The 24,408-nt window shown below is 31.7% G+C and carries 21 protein-coding genes; 15 read left to right on the forward strand and 6 right to left on the reverse strand.

The genetic code is table 11. The annotated features are described in order from the left end of the window. Nucleotides 1-238: 238 nt before the first annotated feature. Nucleotides 239-2,947 (forward strand): TonB-dependent receptor, encoded by a 2,709-nt coding sequence (locus J3S90_RS14630; RefSeq protein WP_210646806.1) that lies wholly within the window; start codon nucleotides 239-241, stop codon nucleotides 2,945-2,947. A gap of 175 nt (nucleotides 2,948-3,122) precedes the next feature. Beyond that, complete coding sequence (locus J3S90_RS14635; protein WP_210646807.1) at nucleotides 3,123-3,659, forward strand: hypothetical protein; 537 nt, start codon at nucleotides 3,123-3,125, stop codon at nucleotides 3,657-3,659. A 74-nt stretch (nucleotides 3,660-3,733) separates the two neighbouring features. On the opposite strand, the gene J3S90_RS14640 is transcribed toward J3S90_RS14635, so the two are convergent. Continuing rightward, nucleotides 3,734-4,084 carry a 4Fe-4S dicluster domain-containing protein gene (locus J3S90_RS14640; RefSeq protein WP_121925579.1) on the reverse strand — a complete coding sequence of 117 codons (351 nt, stop codon included), beginning with the start codon at nucleotides 4,082-4,084 and terminating at the stop codon, nucleotides 3,734-3,736. Nucleotides 4,085-4,217: 133 nt separating this feature from the next. Between J3S90_RS14640 and J3S90_RS14645 the strand changes: the two genes are divergently transcribed. From J3S90_RS14645 to J3S90_RS14670, 6 genes are all read left to right on the forward strand, one after another. Further along, on the forward strand, nucleotides 4,218-5,276 hold the full coding sequence (locus J3S90_RS14645) for an acyl-CoA reductase (RefSeq protein ID WP_210646808.1): 1,059 nt from the start codon (nucleotides 4,218-4,220) through the stop codon (nucleotides 5,274-5,276). A 93-nt stretch (nucleotides 5,277-5,369) separates the two neighbouring features. After that, nucleotides 5,370-6,440, forward strand: a complete 1,071-nt coding sequence (serC, locus tag J3S90_RS14650; RefSeq protein WP_210646809.1) for a 3-phosphoserine/phosphohydroxythreonine transaminase — start codon at nucleotides 5,370-5,372, stop codon at nucleotides 6,438-6,440. A 207-nt stretch (nucleotides 6,441-6,647) separates the two neighbouring features. Beyond that, the gene (locus J3S90_RS14655) at nucleotides 6,648-7,598 is read left to right on the forward strand and encodes a D-2-hydroxyacid dehydrogenase (RefSeq protein WP_188051546.1); all 951 of its coding nucleotides are present in this window, start codon (nucleotides 6,648-6,650) and stop codon (nucleotides 7,596-7,598) included. A gap of 90 nt (nucleotides 7,599-7,688) precedes the next feature. Next, the gene (locus J3S90_RS14660; RefSeq protein WP_210646810.1) at nucleotides 7,689-8,252 is read left to right on the forward strand and encodes a hypothetical protein; all 564 of its coding nucleotides are present in this window, start codon (nucleotides 7,689-7,691) and stop codon (nucleotides 8,250-8,252) included. Nucleotides 8,253-8,373: 121 nt separating this feature from the next. Then, a complete protein-coding gene (locus tag J3S90_RS14665; RefSeq protein ID WP_210646811.1) occupies nucleotides 8,374-8,808 on the forward strand; it encodes a DUF6146 family protein in 435 nt (144 codons plus the stop codon). Nucleotides 8,809-8,840: 32 nt separating this feature from the next. Next, complete coding sequence (locus J3S90_RS14670) at nucleotides 8,841-9,143, forward strand: DUF6787 family protein (protein ID WP_210646812.1); 303 nt, start codon at nucleotides 8,841-8,843, stop codon at nucleotides 9,141-9,143. 25 nt (nucleotides 9,144-9,168) lie between these two features. Here J3S90_RS14670 and J3S90_RS14675 read toward each other — a convergent pair whose 3' ends face one another. Together J3S90_RS14675 and msrA are read right to left on the reverse strand one after the other, a co-directional pair. Further along, the gene (locus tag J3S90_RS14675; protein ID WP_210646813.1) at nucleotides 9,169-9,456 is read right to left on the reverse strand and encodes a hypothetical protein; all 288 of its coding nucleotides are present in this window, start codon (nucleotides 9,454-9,456) and stop codon (nucleotides 9,169-9,171) included. Nucleotides 9,457-9,501: 45 nt separating this feature from the next. After that, nucleotides 9,502-10,149: a peptide-methionine (S)-S-oxide reductase MsrA gene (gene msrA, locus J3S90_RS14680; protein WP_210646814.1), complete on the reverse strand. Its 648-nt coding sequence runs from the start codon at nucleotides 10,147-10,149 to the stop codon at nucleotides 9,502-9,504. Between the two features lie 146 nt (nucleotides 10,150-10,295). Between msrA and J3S90_RS14685 the strand changes: the two genes are divergently transcribed. From J3S90_RS14685 to J3S90_RS14715, 7 genes are all read left to right on the forward strand, one after another. After that, a complete protein-coding gene (locus J3S90_RS14685; protein ID WP_210646815.1) occupies nucleotides 10,296-10,958 on the forward strand; it encodes an ABC transporter ATP-binding protein in 663 nt (220 codons plus the stop codon). Nucleotides 10,959-11,008: 50 nt separating this feature from the next. Next, nucleotides 11,009-11,773: a TIGR02757 family protein gene (locus tag J3S90_RS14690; RefSeq protein WP_210646816.1), complete on the forward strand. Its 765-nt coding sequence runs from the start codon at nucleotides 11,009-11,011 to the stop codon at nucleotides 11,771-11,773. A 679-nt stretch (nucleotides 11,774-12,452) separates the two neighbouring features. Continuing rightward, nucleotides 12,453-12,821, forward strand: coding sequence for a response regulator transcription factor (locus J3S90_RS14695; RefSeq protein WP_188051554.1), 369 nt, complete (start codon nucleotides 12,453-12,455; stop codon nucleotides 12,819-12,821). 30 nt (nucleotides 12,822-12,851) lie between these two features. Beyond that, the gene (locus tag J3S90_RS14700) at nucleotides 12,852-13,955 is read left to right on the forward strand and encodes a hypothetical protein (RefSeq protein ID WP_210646817.1); all 1,104 of its coding nucleotides are present in this window, start codon (nucleotides 12,852-12,854) and stop codon (nucleotides 13,953-13,955) included. A 2-nt stretch (nucleotides 13,956-13,957) separates the two neighbouring features. Then, nucleotides 13,958-15,379, forward strand: coding sequence for a glycosyltransferase family 2 protein (locus J3S90_RS14705; protein ID WP_210646818.1), 1,422 nt, complete (start codon nucleotides 13,958-13,960; stop codon nucleotides 15,377-15,379). Between the two features lie 11 nt (nucleotides 15,380-15,390). Beyond that, nucleotides 15,391-17,787, forward strand: a complete 2,397-nt coding sequence (locus J3S90_RS14710; protein ID WP_210646819.1) for an LTA synthase family protein — start codon at nucleotides 15,391-15,393, stop codon at nucleotides 17,785-17,787. Beyond that, a complete protein-coding gene (locus tag J3S90_RS14715; protein ID WP_210646820.1) occupies nucleotides 17,784-19,049 on the forward strand; it encodes a YaiO family outer membrane beta-barrel protein in 1,266 nt (421 codons plus the stop codon). The genes J3S90_RS14710 and J3S90_RS14715 overlap by 4 nt, the downstream gene beginning before the upstream one ends. 260 nt (nucleotides 19,050-19,309) lie before the next feature. Here J3S90_RS14715 and J3S90_RS14720 read toward each other — a convergent pair whose 3' ends face one another. The 3 genes from J3S90_RS14720 to J3S90_RS14730 all read right to left on the reverse strand — a co-directional run. Further along, nucleotides 19,310-21,313 carry an OmpA family protein gene (locus tag J3S90_RS14720; protein ID WP_236023975.1) on the reverse strand — a complete coding sequence of 668 codons (2,004 nt, stop codon included), beginning with the start codon at nucleotides 21,311-21,313 and terminating at the stop codon, nucleotides 19,310-19,312. 11 nt (nucleotides 21,314-21,324) lie between these two features. Beyond that, the gene (locus J3S90_RS14725) at nucleotides 21,325-22,233 is read right to left on the reverse strand and encodes a PorP/SprF family type IX secretion system membrane protein (RefSeq protein WP_210646821.1); all 909 of its coding nucleotides are present in this window, start codon (nucleotides 22,231-22,233) and stop codon (nucleotides 21,325-21,327) included. A 126-nt stretch (nucleotides 22,234-22,359) separates the two neighbouring features. Then, nucleotides 22,360-24,408, reverse strand: a 2,049-nt coding sequence (locus tag J3S90_RS14730) for a DUF7507 domain-containing protein (protein WP_210646822.1), incomplete at its 5' end; no start/stop codon positions are given.

The raw sequence follows: 24,408 nt of genomic DNA on the forward strand, positions 1-24,408 counted from the left end.
ATATAATAAATGTTTGGTAGCATAATCATTAAATTAATGCTCTTGTTATTTATTTTTAAAACATTTTGCATTTAAAATACGTTTTTTTATAACAATTTATTATTTTGATAATTTTATAGCTTAATAAAAGCTAAATGATAAATTATTTATCAAAATACTTCCGTTTACCAAAATTATGTTAAAAAAATATTATATTGCAGTACTAATTACTTCTAACCAAAACCAAAACTAACTGATTATGAAAAAATTTATTCTACTACTTTTTCTGTTAAACGTCTCGTTTCTTTTTGCCCAAAAAGAAATTTCAGGTATTGTAAAAGACAATACAGGTATTGGTTTACCTGGTGTTAATATTATCGAAAAAGGGACTTCTAATGGAGTTTCGACTGATTCAAACGGAGCATATAAAATAAAAGTGAACGAAGGTGCAACACTAGTTTTTAGTTATGTTGGATTTTCTAATACTGAAAGAGCTGCAACAAATTCTACGATTAATGTTACCCTCTCTGAAGAAGGCGGACAAGTTTTACAAGAAGTTCAAATAGTTGGTTCCCGAAATACTAAAAGAACGGTTGTCAATTCTGCGGTTCCTATTGACATTATAAGTGTAAAAGATGTAACCACTCAAAGTGGTAAATTAGAAATTAATGAATTACTACAGTATGTAGCTCCTTCCTTTAATGCTAATAAACAATCAGGTTCTGATGGTGCCGATCACGTAGATCCTGCTTCGTTAAGAGGTTTAGGACCCGATCAAACCTTAGTTTTAATTAACGGAAAAAGAAGACATCAATCGTCTTTAATCAATCTTTTTGGAACACGTGGCCGTGGAAATACAGGAACTGATTTAAATGCTATTCCTGCCTCTTCTATTAAAAGGATAGAAATTCTTAGAGATGGAGCTGCGGCTCAATATGGTTCTGATGCTATTGCGGGTGTTATCAATATAGTACTAAATGACGATGTAAACGAACTAACAGGAACGGTAACTTATGGCGCCTTTAATACCAATGCAAAAGGAGACTTTCCTACTGGCACAGCAAATACAAAAGGATATCGTTTGGATAAAAATGGCAACGGAAATACTTTTGGAAAAAATCAATCTTTTGATGGAGGATCGGTAAAAGTAGCCGCAAATTATGGTGTTGCTATTGGCGAAAAAGGTGGTTTTGCCAACTTTACTACGGAGTATATCAACAAAAATAAAACATTACGTCCAGGATTTGATTTTAGAAAAGGGTTTGGTGAAGCGGCCATTCAAGGTTTTAATATTTTTGCAAATATGGTAATTCCTATTTCAGATAAAACAGAATTCTATGCTTTTGGCGGAAGAAATTTTAGAGATACTGATGCTTATGCATTTACTCGTACTGACGGACCACGTGTGGTAGAGTCTATATATCCAGGAGGCTTTACACCTAGAATCACGTCAAATATAATCGATATTTCTATGGCTGCCGGTTTCAGAACTGAGACTGCTGGTGGTTGGAAAATTGATATTAGTAATACGTATGGAAAAAATCTTTTTCACTACTATACCAAAGGAACAATCAATGCTTCGCTAGAAGGCGCTTCACCAACGGAGTTTGATGCTGGAGGACACAGCTTAAGCCAAAACACAACTAATTTTGATCTATCGAAAAATTATAGCACTGTAATGAATGGCTTAAACTTAGCTTTTGGAGCTGAATTTAGAACGGAGAAATTTAATATTTTTGCTGGCGAAGAAGGATCTTACGCAACTTACGACATCAATAGAAAGCCAATAACTGATCCTTTGACTCAGACAATTCCATCAATCCCAAATCCTGATTATGACCCAGCGGATCCAGATTCTCCAATGACCTTGCCAAGACCAGGAGGATCACAAGGATTTCCAGGATACAGTCCGATTAACGAAGTAGATAGAAGTAGAACTAATTTATCTTTATATACGGATGCAGAATTAGACATTACAGAAGCTTTTTTAGTAAGTGGAGCAGTTCGTTTTGAAAACTACAGTGATTTTGGCAGCACTTTAAATGGTAAATTGGCAATGCGATTAAAAGCCAACAAAAATATCAATATTAGAGGTTCTGTAAGTACGGGTTTCCGCGCACCATCATTAGCACAAGTATATTATAATTTACGTTTTACAAATTTCAGTTCCGCTGGAGCAACAGAAGTTTTACTTTCTCCAAACAATAGTCCAGTTACAAAATCATTTGGAATTCAAAAATTAAATGAAGAAAAAGCAGTAAATGCTTCATTAGGATTTACAGCTAATTACGGTGATTTTACTGCAACTGTAGATGGTTATATTATTAATGTAAAAGATAGAATTGTGTTAACTGGTTATTTTGACGCAAAACCTTTAGGGATCGGAGTTGACAAAGCGCAATTTTTCGTAAACGGAGTAGACACAAAAACAGCTGGGCTTGATGTAGTTTTAGCTTGGAAAAAGACAATTAATGACAATAAATTTGGTATAACGCTAGTAGGAAATATAAATGATATGAAAATTGACAAAGTTAAAAATGGCAATTTACCAGCAAATGCATTTTTTGGCGAACGTGATAAAGGATTTTTATTAGCGTCTGCTCCAAATAATAAATTTGGTTTAAACTTCAATTACAATAGAAAAGCTTTCGACGCAGGATTAGCCTTTACCAGATTCAGTGAAGTAAAATTACTAGACTACCAAATGGACGAAGATGTAGCCGATTATGGTTCTTTCGCAAATCAAGTAAAAGCAGCAACGGATACCTATAGCGCAAAAATCGTTACTGATTTAACATTAGGATATAAATTAAGTAAATCAGCAAAAATTACTATTGGAGCTAACAATTTACTAAATGTTTATCCAGATCAACAAGATGACTGGGTTGAAGGTGGAGGATATTGGGATGCTGTTCAAATGGGTTTTAGCGGAGCATATTATTACGCGAGACTAGGATTTAGTTTCTAACAAAATTTGATTTTTTTTCTAAAAGGGCTGTTTTATAACAGCTCTTTTTTTATGGTGAAAAATAAATTAAAAATATAATTCCGTGAATGATATAACTTTTTTAGAGAATTATACAATAGTTAACTCATTAATATACAGTATTTTTACTGAATATTAATCACTAAAATTATACATTATGAAAACGATAATACTAGGAATAACTGCAGTTTTATTTTCTTTAACTATTCAGGCACAAAATAAAAATGTAAAATCAGAAGTAAAAACTACTGTAACTACTGTAAAAGACTCTCAAGGTGAAAAAAAGATTGTAAAAACTGAAAAATTAAAAGAAGTTCAAAATATTGAATTAAAAGATGCCGACTCTAATGCATTAAACAAAGAAATACAACAAACCCCTGTTCAAGTAATTTCAACTACAGCAGTAACAGCTGATGGAGTAACTAATATGGTAGACACTGACCGATCTGCCTATTACGAACTTAATGGACAAAAATATCAAGTTGCTCTAGATCAAAAAGGATATAACTTTATTTTTCCTGGAGGAAAAGAAAAAGGAGTTTTAAGAAAAACAAAAAACAACAATTATATTTATAAAACAAAAGACACGACTTCATTTGGTTACTTTAATAGTAATGGTGATCTAGTTTTAGAAACATACGATGACAATACAGATCAGGTAAAAGTTACTACTTACATCATGGTAAAAGAATAATTATTATTTTAAGACATAAAAAAAACCGGAGTTTATTGCTCCGGTTTTTTTTTATGTCTTAAATGAATATAAAATTATTCATTATGCAAAAACGCTTGTCTGTTTAGTAATGTTTCTTCTGACTCAACATGATTATCATCAGGAATACAACAATCTACAGGGCAAACTGCAGCACATTGTGGTTCATCATGAAAACCTTTACATTCCGTACATTTACCTGGAACAATATAATAAACTTCATCAGAAATAGGAGTTTGAGCCTCATCAGAATCAACTTCAGTACCATCTGGTAAGATAATTTTTCCTTTTAGTTTGGTTCCATCTTTATATCTCCAATCGTCCGCTCCTTCGTATATTGCTGTATTTGGGCACTCTGGTTCACAAGCACCACAATTGATACATTCGTCTGTTATAATAATTGCCATTGTTCTTTGTTTTAAAGTATAAATAAGAATGTATAGGATTTGATTTTAAAACTTATGTTTTTTTTACAAAGCCTACTACTTTATCCTTATTTTTGTGCAAAATTACAATCAAAACTTTTCATAAGCAAACATTATGACATTAGAAACAAAAAAAAGTGTTTTTGTTGAATTAGGAAAATTCTTAAATCAATTTTCAGAAAATCAAACTTTAAAAAATCCGGCTGTATTACACAATGAAACCTTTTTTGATGCTTTTATTGATTTGATCCAATTATCACAGTCACATAATGGATGGTACACTCCCGAACAAGTTTATTTTTCTATACAATCTTGGGCAGAAGCGCTTACCGAAGAAAATTTAAGCCAATGGCTTTCTGCTTATGATTTACAAAAAAATAAAGTTAAAAATGTTGCTTTAATACTAGCTGGAAATATCCCTTTAGTAGGTTTTCACGATTTTCTTTCGGTTTTAATTACAGGAAATAATGTGCTCGTTAAAACATCATCAAATGACCAACATTTATTGCCTTTTTTAGCGAAATACATAATAGCTGTCGAACCACAATTGTCTGATAAAATAAAATTTATTGAAGGCAAATTAGAGAATTTTGATGCCGTAATTGCTACCGGAAGTAACAATACAGCGCGATATTTTGAGTTTTATTTTAAGAACAAACCTTCAATAATCAGAAAAAGCAGAAATTCTGTTGCCATTTTAAATGGTTCTGAAACTAAAGAGCAGCTTTGTGCTTTGGGTGAAGATATCTTTAGATATTTTGGATTAGGATGTCGCAACGTATCTAAACTTTTTGTTCCAAAAGACTACTCGTTTGTAGCTTTTTTCGAAGCTGTTTTTGAATATCAAGACGTGATTCATTATGAAAAATACGCTAATAATTACGATTATAACAAAGCCGTTTTCTTAATGAGTAATTTTAAATTACTAGATAATGGTTTTTTGACTTTAAAGGAAGACCCAAGCCACGCCTCACCTATTTCTAGCGTTTTTTATGAATATTATAATAACATAGAAGAATTAGAAGCCAGAATAGAATTAGAAAGTGAACAAATACAGTGTGTGGTAAGCAATGATTTAGTAAAAAACAGTATTGCTTTTGGTCAAACTCAAAAACCAGCATTATGGAATTACGCAGATAACATAGATACAATTTCGTTTTTGATAACAACGTAGTATAATTATGTTTAATAATTTCGAAATAAGTAGCGATTTTTTGAGTCCTATTTGCGAAATTTGCACTTTAATTTTTCGGATACAAACTACACCATGAAAAAACACAACTACAGCGCAGGACCCTGCATTTTACCACAAGAAGTTTTTGAAAAATCAGCACAAGCAATTTTAAATTTCAACGATTCGGGATTATCTCTTTTAGAAATGTCACACAGAAGCAAAGATTTTGTTGCTGTTATGGAGGAAGCTCGAGCCCTTGTTATTGAGCTTTTAGGCCTAGAAGGAAAAGGATATAGCGCCTTATTTCTCGCTGGCGGAGCAAGCTTAGAATTCTTAATGGTTCCTTACAACTTAATGAAAGAAAACGGAAAAGCCGCTTATCTTGATACCGGAACTTGGGCGAGTGGAGCTATTAAAGAAGCCAAACTTTTTGGTGAAACTCTTATTGTAGGTTCTTCAAAAGAGGAAAGCTACAATCACATTCCTAAAGGATACAACATCCCAACAGATGTCGATTATTTTCATTGCACCAGTAACAACACTATTTATGGTACTCAAATGAAGGAATTTCCTTCTGTTGATACACTTTTAGTATGCGACATGAGTTCTGATATTTTTTCTAGACAATTAGACTTTTCTCAATTTGATCTTATTTATGCGGGAGCCCAAAAAAATATGGGACCTGCTGGAGCTACTTTGGTGGTGATCAAGGAAGAAATTCTAGGTAAAAACGGAAGAATAATTCCAAGTATGCTAGATTATGCTAAGCATATTAAAGCAGAAAGTATGTATAATACACCTCCTGTTTTTCCTATTTATGCGTCTTTATTGACGTTGCAATGGTTAAAAAACCTTGGCGGAATAGCAGCAATTGAGAAAATTAATAATGCTAAAGCAGCTTTGCTTTACGCAGAAATAGATAGAAATCCATTATTTAGAGGTGCAGCAGCGGTTGAAGATCGTTCTAATATGAATGCTACTTTCTTGTTGAATGATGAAGCGCATGCAGCAACATTTGATGCGATGTGGAAAGCTGCGGGAATTTCTGGCCTACCAGGACACCGTTCTGTAGGTGGCTACAGAGCTTCTATGTACAATGCTCTTCCGTTGGAAAGCGTTCAAGTATTAGTTGATGTAATGAAAGAACTAGAGTCTAAAATTTAAATTTAAACTCTTTTAAACAAGGAGTAAATAAAATTTAAAAAACAGACTAATTTACAAAAACGCTAGCCCTGATAGTAGTGAAAATCCTTTTTGTGAGCTTTTTGGCGAATAAAAAGATTGCAGCGTATAGCAGGAAATAGCTCCTAATAAAACAACAAAATTAACTATGAGAACCAAATCACTTTGTTTCTCGCAATGATATAAATAATGAAAGTATTAGCCAATGACGGAATTTCGAAAAGTGGAATTCTAGCTTTAGAAAAAGGTGGTTTTGAAGTAATTACTACAAAAGTAGCGCAAGAACAAGTCGCTAACTTTGTAAATGACAATAATATTGATGTTGTTTTAGTGCGAAGTGCGACTAAAGTGCGCCAAGATATTATTGATGCTTGTCCTGGTTTAAAAATAATTGGTCGCGGTGGTGTTGGGATGGATAATATTGATGTGGATTATGCTAAAAGCAAAGGAATTCATGTGATAAATACACCCGCTTCATCCTCAGAATCTGTAGCGGAATTAGTTTTTGCTCACTTGTTTTCTGGTGTTCGTTTTTTGCATGATTCTAATAGAAATATGCCTTTAGAAGGGGACACGAATTTTGATGGTTTGAAAAAAGCGTATGCAAACGGAATCGAATTAAGAGGAAAAACGCTTGGTATAGTAGGAATTGGACGCATTGGTCAAGCGACTGCTAAAATGGCTCTGGGATTAGGAATGAAAGTTATTGCAGCAGACAGTTTTATCCCTAAAGTTGATATTAAAGTTGAGTTTTTTGATGGACAATCTATAACTACTACAATTGTTTCACAATCATTAGAATCTGTTTTTAAAGAAGCCGATTTTATTACGTTACACGTTCCTGCTCAAGACGGCTATATTATTAGTGAAAAGGAATTAGCGATCATGAAAGATGGAGTAGGAATTGTTAACTGTGCTCGAGGTGGTGTTATAGACGAAGTTGCATTAGTAAAAGCATTGGATAGCGGAAAAGTATTATTTGCTGGATTAGATGTTTTTGAAAGTGAGCCTACTCCAGAAATGGCCATCTTAATGAATCATAAAATCTCATTGACACCACATATTGGTGCTGCAACAGGAGAAGCTCAAGATAGAATTGGTACTGAACTTGCTTCGCAAATCATTAGTTTATTGAAATAGTTTTTACATTATTTCTTAAAAAAGGATTTATTAACTCGATTAATAAATCTTTTTTTTATTAAATTTGAGTCTAATCTAATCCTAAATCTCATGTTTGAACAATTAACACAGTTAGTACAACAGTATGGTAATGATGCCGTTGTTAAAAATAACGCGATTCCAAACGAACAAAACGAAGCCGTAATGAACGAAGCGAGTAGCTCTATTCTTTCCGGGCTACAAAAAATGGTTTCGGAAGGTGGAACGGAGCAGTTTGCAAGTTTGTTCAGCGGAAATAATGCGCAGGACATTTCGAATCCAGCCATTCAAAAGCTTACAGAGCAACTCACAGGAAACCTGGGCAACAAATTTGGTTTAAGCAATGAAGTAGCATCAGGAGTAGCCGGTAGCATGATTCCTAAAATCCTGGGATCGTTGATTGGCAAAGCCAAAAACCCAAACGATTCTAGTTTTGAGATTTCAGATTTAATAACGGCCATTTCGGGTGGATCGGGACAAAATTCCGGAATTATGGAGGCTATATCTAAATATGGAGGACAATTTGGTTTAGATCAAAATGCTGATGGAAAAGTAGATATGTCTGATGCAATAGAAGCAGTTACTAAAAAAAGTGGTAGTATGGGATCTATTTTGGGGAAACTATTCGGTAAATAAAACAGCTTAAAATAAATCCATAAAAAGTCATTTATCACAAGTAAATGACTTTTTTATGCCTTAAAAAAACTGACAATCAGTCCTTTATAATTCGTAACTTTATGGTTTTAATTCTCAAGTTATGAAAAATAGTATTTATATTTTGACAGTTATCATTTGTATTCTAATTGGCTGTACTAGTTCAAAGTCTGTCATTCCTGCTAAAGAAAAAACAACAGCTTCATCTGGTGATACTATTAGGATTGCCAATGACAAACTAGAATACGAAGTTTTGATTATTGACTCTGGTTTTAGTTCTTGGCTTCTCACCAATGCTTATCCAAGAGATTATCATTCCCAGACTTATTTAGAAAGTAAAAATAGAATTTGGGTGAGCGAATGGAATAATCGTGCCGCACAACCGTTACGCTATAATCCTAATTTATATGAAATGTCTATAAATTACGATCCCAATATTGATTATGGATATGAAGTAAATTATTTAATTTATAACTATATGGTTTATTTTCAAAATACCTATAAACAAAAACTTTTTGGCTACGTACCCTTACGATAATCTTCTTATATTTGTATTCATTATAAATAAAGATGAACAATTTAAAAAAGCGTTGGGGAATTGAAACCAATTTACAACTTACAATAATATTTATTGTTTTTGCGATTACAGGATCAGCTTCGGCATGGTTGTCAAAACCTTTTTGTATATGGCTGGGAATTAATCATGAAGATTTAGGGTACTGGTTTACCCCTATTCGCTTGCTTTTAATCTTTCCTATCTATCAAGTGCTTCTAATAACAATTGGTTTTTTATTTGGTCAATTCCAATTTTTTTGGGCTTTTGAAAAAAAAATGCTAAAACGAATGGGTTTAGGATTTCTTTTTAAAGAATAAAAAAACGCTCTAATTATTGTGCGTTTTATTTTTTTATTAGATAGTTGTAAATCCAAGTTAATGTAAACGTAGGGATAAAATCAGTAAATGGTAATATCTCCTCAAGAAATGCGATAGTCCCTCCCACTTTCCCGATAGTTCCTTTATACATCCAGGTCATTAAAAAACCGGCTAAAGGTGCCCAAATCACATCTGAAAATTCTCCAATTAAAGGAACTGTAAATGACAGCATTCCAATAGCATCAAATAGAATTCCCAAAACTAGATCTCTCTTTTTATTATCAACTGCGATAAATTGTGTTTGTTCTCTCATATTTATTTTAAAATTTCACAGAACAACTAACAAAACTAATGCCAATTATTTTTTGAGTTTCTCTTGATACAATTTTTTTAATTTATCAATTTTAGGAGTAATTACATAACTGCAATATCCTTGGGTTTTATTTTGATTGTAATAATTTTGATGATACTCTTCGGCTACATAAAAAGTGCTTGCCGGAGTAATTTTAGTGACTATTGGTTTTCCAAAAGTATTTTCAGTGGTCATCAAAGCAATATAATCCTCTGACAATTGTTTTTGATCGGGATTGTTGTAAAATATCTCACTACGGTATTGTGTGCCTATATCATTTCCTTGTCGATTTAAAGTCGTTGGATCGTGGGTAGCAAAAAAGATTTCTAATAGTTCACCAAATGATATTTTCGCAGGATCAAAGGTGATTTCGATCGCTTCGGCATGACCTGTGTCGCCATTACTAATTTCTTTATATGTAGGATTTAGCGTTTTGCCACCGATGTAACCCGAAACAACACTTTTTACACCACTTAACTCTAAAAATACTGCTTCTGTACACCAGAAACAACCACCCGCAAATGTTGCTACTTCCATTCTATCTTTTGTTTCCATATTTTTTGATTCTATACTTTTTGGCACTAAAATATTCTTTTGTTTAGCACAAGATGAAAGTGAAACTAATGCCAAAAAAGTTCCAATTATTTTTTTCATAATTTGTGTTCTATCTCCAAATTTATTCAATAATTAAGATGATTTAGGTTTCATTAACTAAAGTTTATAGTTTGTCAAAGTAAAATAGTAGGTGATGAAATTCATAATCATTAAAATCTTTGTTTCTTTGTATAAATAGTTTAAAAATGATACAGACTAAAAATCTACATAAATATTACGATCAACTTCATGTTCTAAAAGGAGTGGATTTACATATTCAAAAAGGGGAAATTGTTTCTATAGTTGGCGCATCCGGAGCAGGTAAAACGACTCTTTTGCAAATCCTTGGAACCTTGGACAAACCAACTGCAGAAAGTGGCATCGAATTACGAATTAACAATGAAGATATTCTAACGATGAATGATAAGACGTTATCAAAATTTAGAAATCTTAATTTAGGTTTTATTTTTCAGTTTCATCAATTGCTCCCTGAATTTACTGCTTTAGAGAATGTATGTATTCCTGCGTTTATTGCCAATAAACCTAAAAATGAAACAGAAATAGAAGCCAAAAAATTGTTAGAGTATCTTGGACTTTCTCATAGAATTAATCACAAACCCAATGAATTATCTGGTGGTGAGCAACAACGTGTGGCTGTAGCGAGAGCTTTAATTAATAAACCCGCCATCATTTTTGCGGATGAACCATCTGGAAATCTAGACACTGCTTCGGCGGAAAACTTGCACCAATTATTTTTTAAGTTAAGAGATGAATTGGGACAAACTTTTGTGATTGTAACACACAATGAAGATTTAGCAAATATGGCTGATAGAAAATTAATAATGGTTGACGGACAAATAAGCAATTAGGTTTCTAAAAGTTGAAACACTATTTATTTCTCGCTAACTAAATTCTAACAATGACACAATCGGAGCTTAAAGATTTTTTAGACGAAAAAGTACATCAGTACAACACACTTGATTTTATAGAAAGTGATCCCGTGCAAATTCCACATTTATTTTCACAAAAAGAAGATGTAGAAATTGCTGGTTTTCTGAGTGCTACTATTGCTTGGGGAAATCGTAAAATGATAATTAAAAATTCGCATCGAATGATGGATTTGATGGGAAATGCTCCGTATGATTTTGTAATGTCTCATAGTCAAGATAATTTAGAGGCTTTAGATGCTTTTGTACATCGCACTTTTAACGGAGCTGATTTTTCTTGCTTCATTAGAAGTTTAAAACATATTTACCAAAATCATGGTGGTTTAGAAGCCGTTTTTAGCACACATCAAGAAAAGGATTCCATGCAAAAAAGCATCCATGAATTCAAAAAATTGTTTTTTGAGATTCCACACCAAAATAGAACTCAAAAACACATTTCAGATCCACTGAACAATTCGGCAGCAAAAAGAATTAATATGTATTTACGGTGGATGATTCGCCAAGACAATAAAGGAGTAGACTTAGGAATATGGAAAAACATTTCTCCCGCCGCGCTGTCCTGTCCTTTAGATGTACATTCTGGAAATGTGGCTCGAAAACTAGGTTTGCTCACTCGCAAACAAAATGACGGAAAAGCAGTAAGCGAATTGGATCTAGCACTTCGGAAATTAGATCGTATTGATCCTGTAAAATACGACTTTGCTCTTTTTGGATTGGGTGTTTTTGAAGGTTTCTAGTATTCTAAGGCTTATTTTATAATTCTTATTAATATTATCTTTATATTTAGACAACAATAAAAGTAGTAAAATCCCAATACCCTTTTATGCACTTCAAATATTAAAATTTTATCTAAATATTGTAAAACATGAAAACCTACTTCTGTCTTAGCAAAAAAAACATTCTTATAAACTTCGATTTAAGAAAGAGATTAATGCGCTTTAAGAGGTCTTTGTAAATTTACTACGACTCAATTTTATTCAATTTTCATTTGATTCTTGCGTTTCTATTTATTGGGTTTAATTCAACATTCTATTAAACTGTTTTCAATGAAATATAAGAGATTCTAAAGGCTTAAAAAAAAGGCTAATAAATATTAAATAAATACAATAATTTATAATCTCCGTTGCATTCTTAAAAGTAATATCTAAAAAATTAAAATTTAAAAAATGCTTAATTGTATCAAATAAATGTTTGTTGTAAAAATACTAAACCGCTGCTACTAATTTTACGTATGTAAAATGCCTTTCAATGTTAAATTAATTATAAACAAACTCAATTATAAAATAAAGTATAGATTGAATCGTTGATGGATTAACTAATGTTAAAATTACAACCTAAACGGATATAATTTACCAAAAACACCTAAGTAAAAAGGGTGTAAAATAATAACTCTCCTACAGAAAATACAAAACTAATATGAACACTAATAAAAAAGTTTTGATAGCAGAAGACAATTCTGTTTTTTTGTTATTGCTGAAGTTTAGATTGCAAAAAGAGGGCTATACTATACTGACAGCAACAAATGGAAAAGAAGCAATTGATTTGATTGAGGATCAAGAACCACATATAATTTTGACTGATATTATGATGCCTTTTATTAGTGGATTAGAATTAATTAGTTATGTGCGAAATAAATTAAAGCGCTCTACTCCTATTATTGTTTTTTCAGCAGCAGGTCAAGAAGAAATTGTATTGAAAGCATTTGATTTGGGTGCAACTGATTTTATGAGTAAACCTTTAAGTCCAAATGAATTAATAATTAGAGTAAAAAAATTACTTCGTTAATACAACTGATAAACAGTGCCAAGTTGTCCTATGAGTATACATCAATCTCTTTTTAATTACATTAACGAATCTTCGCTAATTATTCAAGTTACCTGGATAATGTCAGCGTTTTTCATGGTTGTAATTATTCCGCTTACTTTTTATTTTAGATATTTAAGAAAGCATTTGAGAAAACAAGAAAGAACGGTAGCACTGTATGAACAAAAATATGAATCGTATCTTATCAACTATTTATATTCTGGAAATGAGCAAGAAATTATTAGTCCAGAACAACAAGTTATTATCAATCAGTTAAAAAGATCAACGAGCGAATCATACAAAAGAAAAATATTAATTTCAGTATTGATCAAATTAAAAAATGAAATTTCCGGTGAAATTGCAGAATCTATTCAGACACTCTATTTTCATAGTGGTCTTATGCAATATGCTTTGAACCGATTGAACCATAAAAAGTGGTATGTAATAGCCAAAGGAATAAGAGAATTAAAACAATTTCACATAAAAGAAGCATACGATCAGGTTATTCTTCATATTAACCATCCTAGAAGAGAAGTGCGAAAAGAAATGCAACTCTACATGGTTAGTTTATTTCATTTTGAAGGTTTAAAATTCTTAGAACTTTTAGAAACTCCGCTTTCAGAATGGGATCAAATACAATTGTTGGGAGTTCTAGAAAGATTAGAAAGTAAGAACATTTCAAATATTAAATTATGGTTGCGTTCTAACAATAAATCAGTTGTGTTTTTTGCTTTGAAATTAGCTAAAATATACAATCAATTTGAATGCAAAGAAGAAATCATTAATCTGCTTAATCATATTAATAAAAAAGTAAGATTAGAATCTATTCAAGTCCTTAACTATTTAGATGTGATTGAGGCTAAAGAAATATTAAAGGAAAATATTGAAAAACGTACTTTAGAGGAACAAATTGCTTTTTTTAAAATGATGGAAAATCTTTATGAAAAAAGTGATGAATCATTTATTATAAATTTCATTCATTCTGAAGTATTTGAAATTAAAGTTTCTAGCTTAAAAATTTTAAAAATACTTAATAAGGATAAATTTACCAAGCTTAAAGTAGAGTTTCCTGATCCTGATTTTTTAAAAATTATTAATTTTTTAGAAAATAATTAATTATGATAACGCAAATTATTATTGATATTATACAATACTTGTTTTTCATTTATAGCATATGTGCAATTCTATCTTATCTTGTATTAGCTACTATTTCGGCAATAGAAACAATCGAGTATAAACACAAAAATAGCTTTGTAAACTATAAGGAAATCATGTCCTCTACTATTTCGCCTTCCATTTCGATAATTGCTCCTGCTTATAACGAAAGTTTAAATATTGTCGAAAATGTGCGCTCATTATTGTCCAACCATTATGTAAATTATGATGTAATTATAATTAATGACGGAAGCAAAGATGATAGTTTAGAAAAATTAATTACCGTCTATAATCTTGTACCTGTAGATTACTTAATGAATGAACAAATCGTGACGCAACCGCTTAGAAAGGGAATTTACAAATCGACAAATCCTGCATTTGAAAAATTAATTGTAGTCGATAAAGAAAATGGTGGAAAATCGGATGCTTTGAATATGGGTTTAAATATAAGCAATAGTAAATATGTTGCTTGTATTGATGTTGATTGTTTGTTACTAGAAGACTCTCTTCAAAAAATGATAAAACCTTTTCTTGAAATTACTGATAAAAAAGTAATTGCAGCAGGCGGTGTTATCAGAATTTCAAATTCCTGCATCGTTAAAGATGGGAAATTACATGATGTGAATTTTCCAAAAAAACTAATCGAACAAGGACAAATTCTAGAATATATTCGCGCTTTTTTATTAGGCAGAATGGCTTGGAGCAGACTTAATGGACTTTTAGTAATTTCTGGAGCTTTTGGTTTGTTTGACAAAAAAATTGCCATACAAGTGGGTGGTTATGATAAGAATACGGTAGGTGAAGACATGGAGCTAGTGGTGCGCATGAGAGGCTATATGGAGGAACAAAATAAAAAATATAAAGTCGCCTATATTCCAGATCCGTTGTGCTGGACAGAAGCACCAGACAATTATAAAATATTTATTTCACAGAGAAACAGATGGACTCGTGGTACTATTGAAACTCTAAAAAAACATAGAAAAATTGGTTTTAATCCAAAGTATAAAACTTTAGGGGTTTTAAGTTATCCGTACTGGTTTTTTTTCGAGAGAATGGCTCCCGTGGTAGAATTTGTGGGTATTCTCTATTTTGCCATACTAGTTATAAGCAATAAAATAAGATGGGATTATGCATTTTCTTTTATTGTTTTAGCCTATTTATTCACCGTTTTCTTTTCGTTGATTGCTTTAATTACAGAGGAATTAACCTATCATCAATATAAGAAAAAGGGAACAGGATTTCGATTACTACTTATTGCTTTTCTAGAGCCTTTAGTCAATCATCCCTTTATTTTATATGCAGCAATTAGAGGAAATATAGATTACTATTTTAACAAAAAAAAGAAATGGGGAGAGATGACACGAAAAGGAATGACAAAAGCATAAATAACAGCTAAATGAATATTAAATTTAATTATAAAAACGGTTTATTAGATTACCTCTATTCGACCGTTTCCTTACTACTTATATTTTGTCTTTTGAGTTTCATTGAAATTTTTAAAAATTTTGATGCAGCGCTTTTTGGCTATAAACTATTGAATGATTTTTTTACAGCAATACTAATTGGTTTAGTGTTTTTGCCGCTTTTCCTACTATTACAAATTATTAGTAGTAAGTTAGGAGTAGTTGTTGTAAAAATTTTGTTTTGTATAATTGCTATCGTGCAAATGGCCTTGATAGGCTATAGTATAACTACTCACCTCAATCTTGGAGCCGACCTTTTAGGATATTCTTTTAATGATATGTACACCACGGTTACAGCATCTCTATCGATATCGTTTTTGACTTTTTTACCTTTTATAATTTTGCCTCTTTTTTACATAGGAATTATTCGATTACTCCATTTTTTAGGAAGTAAAATAAATTATAAAATAATACTCTTAGTTCTATTAATTATTGGCTTACTGAATTTAATAATTCCCGGTACTAAAAAAACCATCACTCAAAATAAATTAAATTTCTTAGTTAGCGATATAATAAGAGCAAAAAATGATAATGCCAACGCTACAGAAGGAAATATATCATTTAAAAAAGAATTCCCTTTAGATGAAAATGCTGAAATGAACAAGGATGTATTAGGTTCTTTTTTTACAATTAATAAAGAACAAAGTCCAAATATTGTATTCATTATTATTGAAGGACTAGGTAGAGATTTTACAGATGATGGAGAATATAGTGGCTTTACTCCTTATTTGGATTCCTTGACTAAAAAATCTATTTATTGGAGCAACTTCGTGAGTAATGCAGGCCGTACTTTTGGTGCTCTTCCGTCATTAATGGGATCTCTACCTTTTGGGGAAAATGGTTTTATGGAATTAAATCCCCTTCCTAAACACAATTCGTTGATTAGTATTTTGAAATCAAATGGGTACGCAACCAATTATTATTGTGGTGACGAATCTACATTTGATAGAAAAAGTAATTTTTTAGAATATAATGGAATTGACAAAATTATTGATATTAATAAATTTGGTCCAGGATATACAATGACAAAAGCAAATTCTGGCGGATTTTCGTGGGGTTATCCAGATGCTGAAATATATAAAAAAACTTTATCAGAACTCAAAGACGATAAACAACCGCGGTTGGATATTATCATGACACTTACCAATCATGAACCGTTTGATTTTCCAACAAAAAAGGAATATTTGACTAAAGTAGAAGACATTCTTAATACAAAGACCAGCTCCGAAAAAAGTAAAATAAAAGATTATAAAGATATATTAGCTTGTTTATTATACACTGATCATTCTCTAAAAGACTTCATGCAAGCTTATTCTAAAAGAGCCGATTATAAAAATACTATTTTTGTAATTACAGGAGATCATCGATTAATTCCAGTACCTCAAAAAGATAATTTGTCTCGTTTTCATGTGCCTTTTTACATTTTTAGTCCATTATTAAAAAAAACAGCTATTATAAAATCAATTTCTTCGCATACAGATGTAACCCCAAGTTTAGTTTCTTTTTTAACTAATAACTACAATATTAATAAGTTAAAAAAAACAGATTGGATTGCTCAAGGATTAGATACTGTTAGACAATTTAGAAATGTTCATAATATTGCATTAATGCGCTATAAGGGAAGTATAAATGATTATATCTACAAAGAATACTTTTATTCTGACGGAACTTTGTTTAAAATCGATGAAAATTTCAACATTAGCGAAACTAACGATGGTATTAGAGAAACGATTAGCAATTCCTTTTCTAATTTTAAAAAATTAAATTCATACTTAACCACAAAAGATAAAATTACAAGTACAACTTCTAACTTTAACAAGCCTGCTTATGAATTTACTGATGCCGAAATGGCAAACATTAAAAAATTAACAAAAGGACTTGATCATGATCAAATTTTCTTTTTGGCTAGAGAATTAGCTTTCAAAAAAGAACGTAAATCAGCAAAATTGTTGTGTAATTATATATTAAATGACATGCCTAATTATGGTGATGTAAGAACTCTGAAAGGCAGAATACTGGCTTGGGAAGGTGACTATAAAAATTCAGAAAAAGAATTGCTTGAAGTCATCAATAGAACTCCTTTTTATGGAGATTCCTATTTGGCTGTAATGGACATTTATTGGTGGTCTGGACAAAATAAGAAAGGAATAGCAATAGGTAAAAAGGCTTTGAGTAATCAGATTAACAATCCAGAAATTGGATTTAAATTGGGTCAAGCATACAAAAGAAATCGTAATTTAAAGGATTCTAAAAGAATAATAGATAGCCTTTTAATACTTTATCCTGAAAATAAAGAATATTTAAATTTTAAAAAAAATCTTAAGAAATGATATCGAAAATAAATATAAAACTGTCTCTTACATTTTTGTTCTTTACTTCAATAATAGTACGTGGACAACAGAATGAGTATCATGGAAATCCTGATACTTCATTTCAAACTGCTCGAAATTTAGCCTTTAACCAGCAACGCAAACAAGCGCAAGATACGTTGCTAAATATTTTGAGTAAATATCCTAATTACCATGAAATTAATACCTTTTTGGCAACAACATATTCTTGGGATAGTGATTATAAAAAAGCAAGAAAATTATTTGCTTCAATTTTAGAAAAAGATTCAAGCAGTAAAGATACTTGGATTGCTGCTATAAAAAATGAATTGTGGGCAGACTTGCCTTATGCGGCATTAGATATGACTAATAATGCTTTGAAACTATTTCCAAATGACTCAGAATTACTTTATCTAAAAGCAAGCGCTCAAGAAAATACTAATGATCCATTAGAGGCATTAGTAACAATTGAAGCGGTTTTAGATAAAAATCCCGAGGATCAAAAAGCTAAAGATTTCAAAATGTCTTTAGATAAATTACTTAGAAAAAATAGTATCGGTATTAATGCGGCTGTCGATCTGTATTCCTCTGTTTTTGATCCGATGCAATATTATTCCTTAAAATATAGCAGACAAACGAAATATGGAAGTATTACCCCAAAGGTAAATATAAATAGGCGCTTTGGTGAAAACGGAGCACAGTTTGAAGTTGATTTATATCCTAAAATTAGAAAAGGATTATATGCTTATGTAAATGTTGGAATAGCAAATTCATTTCTATTTCCAGATTTAAAATATGGTGCTGAGTTGTACCAATCATTGCCTAAAAGTTTTGAGATTTCACTTGGATTTAGAACCTTAAAATATTCATCTACCACAAACATTTTTACTGGATCGTTGGGCTGGTATACAGGAAATAGTTATTGGTCTTTTCGCCCTTATTTTACTCCAGGTGACACAGGAACTAGTAAATCTGGAACCTTAACTTATAGAAAATATCGAAGTGATGCTGATAATTATTTAGGCATTTCTATTGGAATGGGATTCTCTCCAGAAATTAATCAATTTCAATTTAACCCAAATGACGCAGCGATAGTAAATCTTGAGTCCCAAAAGTTAAATGTTGGTTATTACTTTACGACAACTAATAAACAAAATGCTTGGGGAGCACAATTTGGAGTAGCACATCAAGAAATTATTTTTGACCAAGGAAATTTCTTTTGGATTTATTCTCTTGCTTTGTCTTGGGAATTAAAGTTCAAATAATAGAAACTTAAATTCCTATTTTATTTAAATCAGTTGTTTTTCTTGAACTTTTATAAATATTCATCTTACATAAAAGTACTATTAGATATGGCTAATTATAACTGGATAAATTTCATAATAAAAAGGCTCCGATATAAAATCGAAGCCTTTTTTTTCAACTTAAACCTTTTTAGGAATATGTCTGTATTTAATTAACAAATTGATCTAACCACTGACATTAATAAAGTTGAAAGTTTTTATATTATATAGATATAATAGTGTTACTTTTTCTTAGCCTTAACAATAAACTCACTACGTCTATTGGCTTGGTGTTGCTCTTCAGTACAATTTGAATTACTAGTTGGTTCACAACCACAATCATTAACCAATTGTGATTCTCCATATCCTTTACTTGATAATCTAGATTTATTTATACCTTTTTTCACCAACCATTCCATTGTCGATTTAGCTCTTCTTTCAGATAAAGCTAAATTATATTTGGCAGTCTGACGACAATCTGTGTGAGAGCGGATATCAATTTCCATAGAAGGGTTTTGCTCTAAAACATCAAGGATTTTTGCTAATTCTACAGTTGCATCTTTACGAATAAATGATTTATCTAAATCGAAATAAATACTATTTAAACCTATCATTTTAAATAAATCGTCACCTTCTTTAACTGCTTTTACAGATTTATCAAGAGCAATGGTAATAAAAGTTTTTCCAGATTCATTTGGAATACTTACTGTGGTTTCGATAATTGTATAAGTTTCTTTTTCTGTTTTTATATAAAATTTTGAATCACATGTAACTTGCCCAAAGTCAAATTTACCGTCTAAAGCTGTAGTATATTCTTTTAATAGTTTGAAATTGGCGTCTAATAAAGTTACTACTGTATTTGCTAGAGGTAAATTAGTTTCTTTGTCAGTAACAATCCCTACTAACATTTGCTCACATACTGCTTTTTTAATTTCTATTAATTTGTATATATCATCACCCCCTTTTCCACCTTCTCTGTTAGAGGTGAAGTATCCATTACGTGTTACCTCATTAATTAAAAAACCAAAATCATCTTTAGAACTATTTAATGGTTCTCCAACATTCTGAACATTTTTATAAGTTCCATCCGAATCTATTTTTGATACAAAAATATCCAATCCACCTAATCCGGGATGACCATCAGAGGCAAAATATAATTCGCCTGTAGAAGTGACCATAGGAAAAGTTTCTCTTCCTTCTGTATTTATTCCTTTGCCTAAATTTTCAGGTTTACCAAAGCTACCATCAGATTTGATTTCAACTTTAAACAAATCAGACTGACCCAATGTTCCAGGCATGTTTGATGCAAAATATAAAGTCTTTTCATCTCCACTAAGAGCAGGATGAGCTACACTATATTCATTACTATTAAATGGTAATTCAGTAATGTTTGACCATTTATCGCCATCTAAATTCGCTTTATACAATTTTAACAAAGTTATCCTAGCCGAATCTTTCCCTTTTTTTCCGTTTAGGAAATTATTTCTTGTAAAATAAACCGTTTTTCCATCTTTTGTAAAAATGGGTGTAGATTCATGAAATTTAGAATTTAATTTTTTTCCAAATCTTTTTGGAGTAGACAAAACACCCTGATTGTCGATATCAGATTCATATAAGTTAGTAAAACCTTCACCTGTCCAGGTATGCTTCATGTTTCTTAATCCGCTGGTATCTCTAGCTGAAGCAAAAATTAATTTATTACCATAATAGGCACTTCCATAATCTGAATATTCAGAGTTAATACCGGCATTTTCGATAGTATAATTTCCTGAATTTTTCTTAATTTCTGCAAGGTAATTTTTTTGAGAACTCGCAAGATTTGCTCTTAAATCATTTCCACTTTTTTGGTTAAACATTGCTAACATTTCATCTGCTTTCTTATACTCTTTTATGGCTTTCAAACATTGTGAATAGCGATAATAATATTCCGGAGCAATATCTTTTGCGAAAGCAAATAATTCTTTATACCATTTTGCAGCGTTATCTAAATCTGCTTTGAAATAATATGAATCTGCTAGTTTTTGTAACATATCTTGAGATTTATATCCCTTAACAGCAATTCTCTCATAAGTTTGAATAGCATCTACATACGCTAACTTCTCGTATTGATCATCTGCTTTAGTCTCTTTAGACGATTGCGCAAACATACCTGTTGAAGTTAATAACACTATCATTAGCGATACAAAGCTACTTTTATGTAAATCTTTAGTAGTACTTAATTGGCTTTTTGGAATCTTTGATTTCATTATCATGATTTTTAGAAGAATCTAGGTGATACTATTCGAGACTGACGACTGAACAATTCAAATCGCAAAAATATTTCGTGTGAACCAGAGTTATAGTTGTTTAGTTTTGTGGTTTCTCTATCATAACCATAACCTATATATATGCCATCAGAAACCTGAAATCCAACCATACCACTCAAAGCTGCACTCCATCTATAGGCAACACCAACGGTGAATTTTTCACTAAATAAAAAATTTCCTGAAATATCTACCTGAAGAGGTGAACCAATAACTAATTTAGAAAGAACAGCAGGTTTAAATTTCACTTCACTACTTAAATCGATCACATAACCTGCCATCAAATAGTAATTTATTTTCTCTTTAAAAATGGCTACTTCATTATCATCATAACGATTCGATTCAATAAAATTTGGAACCGAAAATCCAACATAAGCCTTGTCTGAATGCAAGTAAATACCTGCACCAACATTGGGAGAAAATTTATTCTCTACATTTTGTATTGAAGGATCAATATCAACTGGATTTAATTTTGAAATATCAAGATTAAACAAATTTGCTGTCCCTTTTATACCAAACGAAAGTTTATAATTCTCAGACATAGGAACTGTGTACGATAGATCCGCAGAAAGAGTATTTTCATTAGTAGGTCCAATCTTGTCATTGACAAAAGAAACACCTAGTCCCACTCTACTATCACTTATTGGTGTATTTATTGAAGCTACATTTGTAATTGGTGCACCATCTAACCCTACCCATTGCGTTCGATGCAAAGCAAAAATACTCATGACACCTCTTGATCCGGCATAAGCTGGATTTACATTTATGGTATTATACATATATTGTGTATACTGAGCATCCTGTTGGGCAAAACTAGTAAAAGCTGTAGACATCAAAATAATTAAAAAAAAATTCTTTTTCATAGTAGGTTTTTTATTACGACACTATTCTATTAAAAAACGAGTCGTTTAGCTAAATGTTAATACTGTAATCCTAAATAAAATTATATTTTTATCCTGAGGACAATTGATTATCCTCAGGAATTAAAATTATTTAGTAAGATATAAATATCCATCCATTTTATTATTTCGAAGATCTCCATTTCCGTCTACGAAAGTGTAATTTAAAATGTAAAAATAAGTTCCTGTAGGTAGTCCTTCAGACTGACTTAGAGTTGTTCTTCCTCTTGATATACCTTCAAAATTATTAGTTTTATTGTCATAATTTTTAGTTTCAAAAACCAATACTCCCCAACGGTTGTATATTTCGACACTATTTTCAGGGTAACATTCTTTACTATCAATGTTGTCGATTACAAAAACATCATTTATATTATCACCATTTGGAGAAAAAGCATTGTGAACTACTATGCTTCCACAACCTAATACTAATGATTTATCAATTACCACTGAATCTGTAGCACTAATTGTAATGTTCCCTGGAGTTAATCCACTAGCAGTAGCTGTATTGGTTACTGAATTGTTCACCAAGTCTGCTTTAGTTACTGAATAATTTTCGTTAAACAACTTAGAAATACCTGGAGATAAACTAGCAATAGTAGTATTTAGACCTGTCAATGGATCAGTTACAACAACTCGATAAAGAGTTGTATTACCAGTATTTTTCACTTCTATAGTATAGCTGATTGTATCACCTACTAAACTATACCCCGTTGTAGAAGCTGTTTTTATTACTTTCAAATTAGGAGTTTGCGTTAACAAAGTGATAGTACAATCAGTACAGTTTGGTTTTGGAGAACAATCCGTACAAGGATTTGGATCAGTAGAACTAGCTGTTACTTTACTACCAAATGGAGTTGTACCCGTAACACTAGCTAAATTGTAAACAACACCATTATCTATATCAGCTTGAGTTATAGAATAGGTTCCTACAAAATTAGTAGAATTAGAAGTACCTATATTTAAATTTATAGGAGCTCCAGATAGTATTACTCCTGGTAAAGGATCGCTGACCGTTACATTTGTTAATGTCACGTTACCAGTATTCGTTACAACAAAATTATATCTTATCTTATCACCAACATTCACTACTCCGTTATTATCACTGTCAACATATACTCCATCTTTTGTAATTGCAACACTTCCCTTTTGAGTTAAGAAAGTAATTGTTGGTGTATCATTATTTAGATCAGTACCAGATATATCTATTACCTCATTTCCTTTAGGATCTTTACCTTTTACAACAGCAGTATTCGTTACTTGACCAGCATCAATATCAGTTTGAGTTAATACATAGATTCCTGTAATAGAATTGTCTGTCATACCTCCAGCAAGAGATGGAATCATAGTATTAGAAACTATCAAACCTACCATTGCATCAGTAACATTGATCGAATTTACAGTCATATCTCCAGTATTAGTAACTGAAAAAGTATACATTATTTTTTCACCAACTTGTGCAAAACCATCATTATTATCATCCATAAAAACGCCTGTTTTAACAAGTGCAATACTTGGTTTCTTAATAACAGTCAAAATGGCATTAGTAGTAATAATTGTATAGTTTGGATTACTGCCTAAAGCCACTGCAATTGGATAGCTTCCTACTGCTGAAGTCGTCGTAGCGGTGGTGCTTAACGTATAGTCAATCACATCGCCATTTACCGTTCCGGTTACCACAGCGGTTAACACTGGGTTCGCGTCTCCGTATACTTTGGTTTTATTATCGGCTACCACACTCACGTTGATCGCTTTTGGTGTTACCGTTAATAGCGCGTCTGTTGTGCTTACCGTATAGTTTGGATTACTGCCTAAAGCCACTGCAATTGGATAGCTTCCTACTGCTGAAGTCGTCGTAGCGGTAGTGCTTAACGTATAGTCAATCACATCGCCATTTACCGTTCCGGTTACCACAGCGGTTAACGCTGGGTTCGCGTCTCCGTATACTTTGGTTTTATTATCGGCTACCACACTCACGTTGATCGCTTTTGGTGTTACCGTTAATAGAGCGTCTGTTGTGCTTACCGTATAGTTTGGATTACTGCCTAAAGCCACTGCAATTGGATAGCTTCCTACTGCTGAAGTGGTCGTAGCGGTAGTGCTTAACGTATAGTCAATCACATCGCCATTTACCGTTCC

Source organism: Flavobacterium flabelliforme, from assembly GCF_017948675.1.
GTDB classification, from domain to species: domain Bacteria; phylum Bacteroidota; class Bacteroidia; order Flavobacteriales; family Flavobacteriaceae; genus Flavobacterium; species Flavobacterium pygoscelis.